At 68.6% G+C, this 6,846-nt stretch carries 7 protein-coding genes and 1 pseudogene; 2 read left to right on the plus strand and 6 right to left on the minus strand.

The features are described 5' to 3' along the window. Positions 1-191: pseudogene (locus NZ849_RS04075) on the plus strand (NADP-dependent phosphogluconate dehydrogenase); the annotation flags it as partial. A gap of 106 nt (positions 192-297) precedes the next feature. Here the strand turns inward: NZ849_RS04075 and NZ849_RS04080 are convergent. From NZ849_RS04080 to NZ849_RS04105, 6 genes are all read right to left on the minus strand, one after another. Beyond that, the gene (locus NZ849_RS04080) at positions 298-1,917 is read right to left on the minus strand and encodes a choice-of-anchor U domain-containing protein (RefSeq protein WP_295404466.1); all 1,620 of its coding nucleotides are present in this window, start codon (positions 1,915-1,917) and stop codon (positions 298-300) included. A 103-nt stretch (positions 1,918-2,020) separates the two neighbouring features. Then, positions 2,021-2,767 carry a prepilin-type N-terminal cleavage/methylation domain-containing protein gene (locus NZ849_RS04085; protein ID WP_295404469.1) on the minus strand — a complete coding sequence of 249 codons (747 nt, stop codon included), beginning with the start codon at positions 2,765-2,767 and terminating at the stop codon, positions 2,021-2,023. An 11-nt stretch (positions 2,768-2,778) separates the two neighbouring features. Continuing rightward, the gene (locus NZ849_RS04090; RefSeq protein ID WP_295404471.1) at positions 2,779-3,210 is read right to left on the minus strand and encodes a type II secretion system protein; all 432 of its coding nucleotides are present in this window, start codon (positions 3,208-3,210) and stop codon (positions 2,779-2,781) included. Further along, positions 3,207-3,623 carry a hypothetical protein gene (locus NZ849_RS04095; RefSeq protein WP_295404474.1) on the minus strand — a complete coding sequence of 139 codons (417 nt, stop codon included), beginning with the start codon at positions 3,621-3,623 and terminating at the stop codon, positions 3,207-3,209. Before NZ849_RS04095 ends, NZ849_RS04090 begins: the two co-directional genes overlap by 4 nt. After that, positions 3,620-3,949, minus strand: a complete 330-nt coding sequence (locus tag NZ849_RS04100; protein ID WP_295404477.1) for a hypothetical protein — start codon at positions 3,947-3,949, stop codon at positions 3,620-3,622. Before NZ849_RS04100 ends, NZ849_RS04095 begins: the two co-directional genes overlap by 4 nt. Beyond that, positions 3,949-6,150, minus strand: a complete 2,202-nt coding sequence (locus tag NZ849_RS04105; protein WP_295404480.1) for a hypothetical protein — start codon at positions 6,148-6,150, stop codon at positions 3,949-3,951. Before NZ849_RS04105 ends, NZ849_RS04100 begins: the two co-directional genes overlap by 1 nt. Positions 6,151-6,664: 514 nt before the next feature. Here NZ849_RS04105 and NZ849_RS04110 point away from each other — a divergent pair. After that, a partial coding sequence (locus NZ849_RS04110) for a hypothetical protein (RefSeq protein WP_295404482.1) occupies positions 6,665-6,846 on the plus strand: 182 nt, incomplete at its 3' end.

Here is a 6,846-nt window from a genome sequence, read left to right on the forward strand (position 1 = left end):
CCCCGGCCCTGAGCAGCGCCCTGGCCTACTTCGACGGCTACCGCAGCGCCACCCTCCCCACCAACCTGGTGCAGGCCCAGCGGGACTACTTCGGCGCCCACACCTACGAGCGGGTGGACCGGCCCCGGGGGCAGTTCTTCCACACCGACTGGATGGGCCGGGGGGACACCACCAGCAGCCACAGCGTGTGATACCAAGCCCACGGGCAGCTTCGGGCGTGGGTGCTGGGCCCCGGCACCCACGCCCATCCCCTGGCTTTGGCCCGCCGCTACAGCCCTGGGGATGAGGGGCCCCGGCCTACCTGAGCCGGCTGAGGCGGAGCCTGGTCCCATCGTCGAACGTTCCCGCCGCCCAGATCTTCCCCTCGGAGGTCAGCACCAGCCCCTTCCCGAGGCCGAGGTCGGAGATCCGGCCAGAGAAGGCGAAACCGGGATCCGGTGTGCCGTCGGCCAGGTAGCGGGCCAGTACGCTGTTGGCCCGTACGAGCAGCTTGCTGTTGGGCTGCAGCGCCAGGCCGGTGATCTCGTAGTCGCCCCGCCGGATGACCGAGAACGAGGGGTCCCCCTCCAGGTCCTGCCTGAGGCGGATCACCCACCCCCCAACACTGCCGCGGTCCGTGGCCACCAGCACCCTTCCATCCGGCAGGGGGAGGAGATGGGAGACCGGTTTTCCGTCGTACACCCCAACCTGCCGCCAGGGCCGCCACCCTCCGGTCTCGCTGTCCCGCAAGAGGTCCCCTCCGGCGCTCAGGAGGGCTAGGAAGGGGTCGAAGTAGTTGAAGGACAAGCCCACCATGCTCCCCGCCAGGATGCGCCCATCCGGCAGGACCGCCAGGGCGTTGATCGAACCGGCATTGGGGATGGGAAGGCGGCTAAACCCGCCTGTGCCGAACGAGGACACGGGGTTCAGGTTCGCGCTGAAGCGGGCCACGAAGGGGCTGGAAACGCTCCCTCCACCAACTAGGAAACCGCCTTCATAAGCCAGGATGGCCGTCGCCTGCTCATTGGAGTACAGGTCGTCGCAGGGGTCCGCCGGGCTCTTTGGATCGTGCTCTAGGTTGAACCTGCGCCGCCATGCTTCCTGTCCCCGGGAGTCTAACCTGAGAAAGAACAGGTCTGTCGAGATGCGGTATATGCTGCATCCCCGGTTGTGGATCGTACGCACCTCTCCTGCCAGCAGGACCCCGCCATCCGGAGTGAGGAGGCCGGCGTAAAAGCCGGGCTCCGTTTCGTCGCTCTCAGGGGTGAGCCGGAACACACCGCCATCGCCAAAGGTGGGGTCGGGCTCCCCGCTTGGCAGAAAGCGGGCCACGAAGGCTTTGTCCATCAGTACAAGCTTGCCGTCCGATTGGATGCCCAGAAGGTGCGTGTTGATAGCCCGTCCGCCGCCCGGGATGCCGTGCTCCACCTGGCCCCCGTTGCCGAAGCTTGGGTCCGGCTGCCCTCGCGGTTCGCCGGCGCCACTGGGCAGCCCCAGGCCTACGGGGTCCCGCACCTGTCCGTTGGCCTGGCCGTCCGCATCCAGGGGCCCGCCGTCCTGTACCTGGAATGTGGCGGTGTTTCCGGAAAGCTGCGCTCCCGGCACCGGGCTGCAACCGGCACCCGTGCACTTCAGGAGCACCGCGCCCTGGGGGATGGCCTGCGGGAAGGTCAGGGTGACCGAGAGCGCCGCCCCTGGCCCGGACACCCGGGCGGTGAAGGCGAGCCCCCCGTAGGGGGTCTGATACCCGGGGGCGCTCAGGCTTGCGGGGCTTGGCCCCTCCTGAAAGCCTCCTCCCTGGAGGCTTACCTGCACCGGGCCTCCGGGGGTATCCACGCTGCCGGCAGCACGGCCGAGGTCGCCGCTGCCTTCCCTCTGGTTGGTGCATCCTGCAAGCAGGGCCAGGAGCAGAAGGTACTGTGGGGTGAACCTTTGCATACCACCTCCCGCGGTTTAGTCTCCCCGATGGGGGCTTACACAGGTCTTAACTGCGTGCCCCGGAACCAGGCTCCGGCCTGTCCTGAGCGGGGCCCCGGCGCCCCTACATTCCCGGAGGCAGGCTCCGGGGGATGCCCCTGGCGTAGACCTCGGCCTGCCGGGATGCCCACACCCCGTTGGCATACCGCACCGCGACCCGCACGCGGACGGCCCCGATGAGGGCCCGGGGGTCGGAGGTGGTCAGGTCCGGTTGCAGCGAGGGGATGAGCAGCACCCTGTCGATCGTGCTTTCGATGCCCGCGAAGTAGAGGGTACCCAGATCGGTGCCTGTCCGCTCGATCGAGTCGGCCACCACGCCCTCGCTGTGGAGGGCGAGGCCAGACCAGTCCCTGGCCGTCTGGGCGGGGTTGGTGTTCGGGTTCCAGGTCACGCCCCGCACCTGGTACTCCACCAGGACCACCCCGCTGTTCCCTGGGGCAGGGTCCAGGCTGGCCGCGTGGGGGCCTCTTCCCTCCAGCCGGTAGGCGAAGCCGCAGTAGCCCCCCGAGAGGGGGCAGTAGGCCGTGCCAGGCGGCAGGAGGACGGCCAGGGCTTCCCCGCCTGTGGTGAGGCTGCGGCCCCCAGGCAGGGTGAGGGTGACCCCATTGGGGTAGATGTAGGCCGCCTGGGCCACGACATCCCCAAGGCGCAGGGTGGCTAGGCGCACGTCCTCCTGGACGCGTCCCGCGAGCACCTGCCGGTTGCTCAGGTTCTGGTTGCGGAAGATGAGGTCGCTTGCGAGCGCGACCACCACGCCAAAGACGGCCATGGCCACCAGAAGCTCCACAAGGGTAAGTCCGCCCTGTCTCATGCTCGCCTCCCTCAGCGCAGCCCGGAGGAGCTCGGGTTGCCGATATCGGCCATCACCCGGGCCCTGATCTCGCTCCCCCTCCGGACGGTGACCACCACCCGCCGGAGGGGCGGCTGGCCCGAGCCGGTGTAGGCGCTGCCGTCGGGGTTCAGGCGGAGGCTGGCCTCCACCTGCGCGGAGAGCCCTGCCCCGGCCAGTCTCCCGGCCAGCGCGTCCAGCCCCGGGGGGGTGCTCCCCGAGGCGAAGTGGGCGGGGTTGCTCCAGTGGGTGCGGTAGTGCTCGGCCACGGCCTGGGCGTACTCGCTGGCGAGGGCGTTCAGCCGGCTCTCCCGCGCGATGCGCAGGCTGCTTCCGAAGCTGCCGACCACCATTCCGAGGGCCAGGGTCAGGATGACCAGGGCCACCAGCACCTCCACAAGGGTAAAGCCTTCCTTACCCCTCACGGCGTCACCACCTTTCCCGTAGGCAGCAGCACCACCGGCCGGGGGGGCCTGCTGCCCAGCTGCAGCTCGATGCGGTACTGGGAGAGAGGGAAGCCCCGGCCGACGTACTCCACCGTGGTGGAGGGGCTGACCGAGGTTACCCGCACGCCGTGGGGCAGGGTCAGGCTGCCCGCGGGTCCCTCTGAGTTAGACCAGCTGAGCTGGCTGCTCCCCAGGGTGAGGCGGACCGTGTAGGGACGGCTCTCGGTGAGGGCCCGGTTCCCCACCTGGCGCAGGGCCTCGGCCAGCTCGGCCCGGGCCTGGTTGAGGCGGCTGTTCTGCAGGTAGGCGGTGAGGCCGACCCCGCCAACGGCCAGGAGGGTACCCAGGACCAGCAGGACGGCTAGGAATTCCACCAGGCTGAGGCCTCTCATGGTCCACCTCGCGTGTACTGGAGCCTGTAGCGTATCCCCTCGGGCAGGTACGGGAGCTCAAAAGGGTAGACCTCGCGCCGGCTGCCGTCCACGAAGTGGAGGGTGTAGCGGCCCCCTTCACGGGAGGTGTAGTCCACGGTGGAGGGATTCAGCCGCTCTAGCGGCTCCTCCGCCAGGGGGCGGGCAGGGGCAGCCTGACCCTGGGTATCCGTTTGGACCACGACGGCTGGCCGGGCCTCAGGGGGCCTGGCCTCGGGCGCAGGCCTCCTCCACAGCAAGAGGAGCATGGCTAGCGCCAAAACGGTGAGCACAAGAGCTACCCGCATCATCTCACCCTCTCTGCAGGATCTGCCGAAAGGCGCCAGGAGACTGTCTGGCCGGGGTTGCCCACCACCATGTTGAAACCGTACCCGCCGTTTCTCAGGCGGTGGTCGTAGTGCACCGTCAGGAGGCAGTTCTCGCTGCCGGCTACGAAGTAGGGCTGGCCAGGTGCGTTGCAGCCACGGTTCGCATCGCTCTGACTGGAAAGAAAGCTGTACCTGTTGCCCATCCACCATGTTGCTGCGGTGCGGCCTGGGGCTAGGATACCAAGCTCCTTGGCCACCAGCCCCCCGTTGATGGCCATCCCCAGCATGCTGGTCTTGCCGGCAATGCGGAAGTTGCTGTAGAGGAAGGCGTCTACCCGGGTGACCTGAGCCTCGTAGGACAGATCCTCGTCCCGGATCACGCGGAGGGTCTGCCCTTGCAGGTGGAAAGCCCCGATGACCCGCCCGCTGTTGTCCCTGAGGTCTTGAGGGGTATCCCTGTTGGGCAAGGAAGAGGGACACCCGGCCGCTCCAGGGGAGAGATTCGCCAGCCTGCAGGCGATCGCCAGCGCTGCGGCTGAGGGTATGCGGGCGGCCTCGAGCTGCCGCCGGAACTCATCCCTCTGGGCTACGGTTCCGTTGCCCGAGGGAAAGCTCCAGCGCCAGGTGTTGTACCTGAGGTTGCTGCTGCCGAGCAGCAGGGAGCGGTACACGCTGTCCGAAATCCAGCTCTGGAAGTTGCCGCTCCCGTCTATGTAGCCCGGGCGGAAGCTGTAGGAGTAGGCGTCCTGCGCGGGGTTAGCCTGGTTGGAGATCTGCGCCACCACCAGGCTCGCGGGCACCTCGTTGCCCTCGATGTCGTAGTAGCGCCCGTTCCTCAGGATGAGCTCATCCCCGTTGGTCCGGTTGTAGTAGCGGGGGCTGCTGCCGCCCGGCCAGAAGCCGAACTGGTTGCGGTAGAAGTCGGAGGACTGCCTGAGGTCCATCGGCAGGAGGTTGCCGCTCGCGTCCCGCTCGGTGTAGTCCCCGATCACGGTGCTGCCCCGGGCAGCGAGCCGGAGCTCGTCCCGCCCGGCGGAGATGTTCTGCCGGGCGCAGCGGTCGGGGTCGGTGATGCCGGTGCACACCCCCTGCCCGGGCCTGTCGGGGGGGTTGCTGTAGGTCAGGTTCCCCGCGATGTACAGGTTGCGCCCGGCATAGATAGCCCCCCGGCCCCGCACCACCCCCTTGATGATGACGTCGCCCGTCACGTAGACATCCTTGTCGATCACGATGGGGTTCTGCGGCGTGCCGATGAGCACCAGGTTGCCCTCGTGCACCCGGTTGATGCCGCTCACCACCCCGGTGGCCAGGTTCGTCAGGGTCTGGGTGCGGCCCAGGGCCAGAATGAGCCCCCCGCTGATCCGCCCGTTGGCGCTGTTCATCGCTACCGTGCGCTTTATCGGAGGAAAGTCGGGTATGCCGTCCCCATCCGTATCCTGCGGCAGGGCGGGGTTGGTAGAGTTCGCCTCCACGTTGCCTGTTACCAGGGAGCCGTTGATCCGGTAGGCGTTGAGGGTGCCCGCGCCATCCGCCCAGTGGTTGCCCCGGACCAGCCGGCCCTGGCTGTCGCGGGGGGTGTCGTCGTTGGTGATGGTGCGGGCTGCGTACAGGCTGCCGTAGATCACGGAGTTGTACCCGGAGCCTGCGCCACTGCTGCCTTCCTGGCCCCAGCCCGGCCGGTGGTGGTAGAGCGCCCCTACGTCCCCGTAGACCCGGAGGTGGCAGTACATGCAGTTGGTGGTCTCGGAGAGCATGGCCAGCTTGAAGACGTCGTTCTGACCGAAGCTGATGCGGCGGACCACGGTCTGGCTCTGGGCGCCCCGGGTGGCTGTGGCGGCCACCTCGAGCCAGCCGTACTCGGCCCCCGGCGGGGAGCCGCGGAGCACCCGCCAGCGGCCGGTGATACCGTCCCCCAGGTCCACCGTCTGGGTGGTGGGGTTGGTTGTGGCCATCTCAATGTAGCGGGGCACGCTCACCCCTTGCTGCCGGTAGTCCAGCACCAGGTGCAGCCTGGCCCGCTCCGAGAGGCTGTCTGCGGCCTGGGCGAGCTCGTCTCGCCCTCGCACCGCGCTGCCCTGCCGCGTCTCGGAAAGCACGCTCATGCTCAGGATGGCCATGGTGGTGGCCGTCAGGAGGACCGCCACCAGGGCGGTCACCAGGGCGATACCCTCTCTTCTCATACAGCTCTGTTTTGCACCAGACTAGGGGACCTGCACATCCCCCAGATGGGGGGGTTTTCGTTAACTAAAGGCGTGCTGGGGGCTGGCCGTAACGTGCATGGATCACAAGAATGTTCGCAGGGAGCCCACCTGCTCTAGCGGTGGGAGGTCTGCCGTCCAGGGTCTGGACTGTGCCCTGGGCAACAGGACCGCGCCGCCTAGCCGCAGCCGCTTCGGCCTCCGCAAGCGCCGGGCCGGGCGGCCTACGGGTGGGGACTACCCTGCGGGTTTCCACCGGCAAGAAGGGAGCATGCCTCTGGTCCTCCCTCTCGGTGCCGGGGAGGTGGCGGGAGAGGCTGGGGCACGTCTACGGGGATGCTCGGTCCTTCAGGCGGGGGGATGACTGGCTCGTCGTGCTGCCCCTCAGGATGCCCCCACCCCGACCGTCTGTGATGGGAGCGGTGAGACCGTTATCGGGGTGGGCCTGGGCATCGTACGGTTGGCCCCGGTCAGGCAACCCGGGAGCGTGTTCGCGGTGAACGGGGAACCCATTCGGCGCAGGCGGGAGCGCTTCGCAGCCCTGCGCCACCGCCGCGCCGACCGGGTGCGGGTCCTGCGGGCCTCAGCCACAAGGTGGCCAGGGCGCTGGTGGAGCTTGCCGCCCAGTACCCCAACCCGGTGCTGGCCCTGGAGAGCCTGGACGGGATGCGGGGCAGA

The organism is Meiothermus sp. (genome assembly GCF_025060375.1).
Taxonomy (GTDB): domain Bacteria; phylum Deinococcota; class Deinococci; order Deinococcales; family Thermaceae; genus Meiothermus.

Excerpts from the sequence above, each read along its gene's own strand:
- NZ849_RS04105 (WP_295404480.1), bottom strand. The coding sequence starts at position 6,150 with ATGAGAAGAGAGGGTATCGCCCTGGTGACCGCCCTGGTGGCGGTCCTC.
- NZ849_RS04085 (WP_295404469.1), bottom strand. The coding sequence starts at position 2,767 with ATGAGACAGGGCGGACTTACCCTTGTGGAGCTTCTGGTGGCCATGGCC.
- NZ849_RS04095 (WP_295404474.1), bottom strand. The coding sequence starts at position 3,623 with ATGAGAGGCCTCAGCCTGGTGGAATTCCTAGCCGTCCTGCTGGTCCTG.
- NZ849_RS04080 (WP_295404466.1), bottom strand. The coding sequence starts at position 1,917 with ATGCAAAGGTTCACCCCACAGTACCTTCTGCTCCTGGCCCTGCTTGCA.
- NZ849_RS04100 (WP_295404477.1), bottom strand. The coding sequence starts at position 3,949 with ATGCGGGTAGCTCTTGTGCTCACCGTTTTGGCGCTAGCCATGCTCCTC.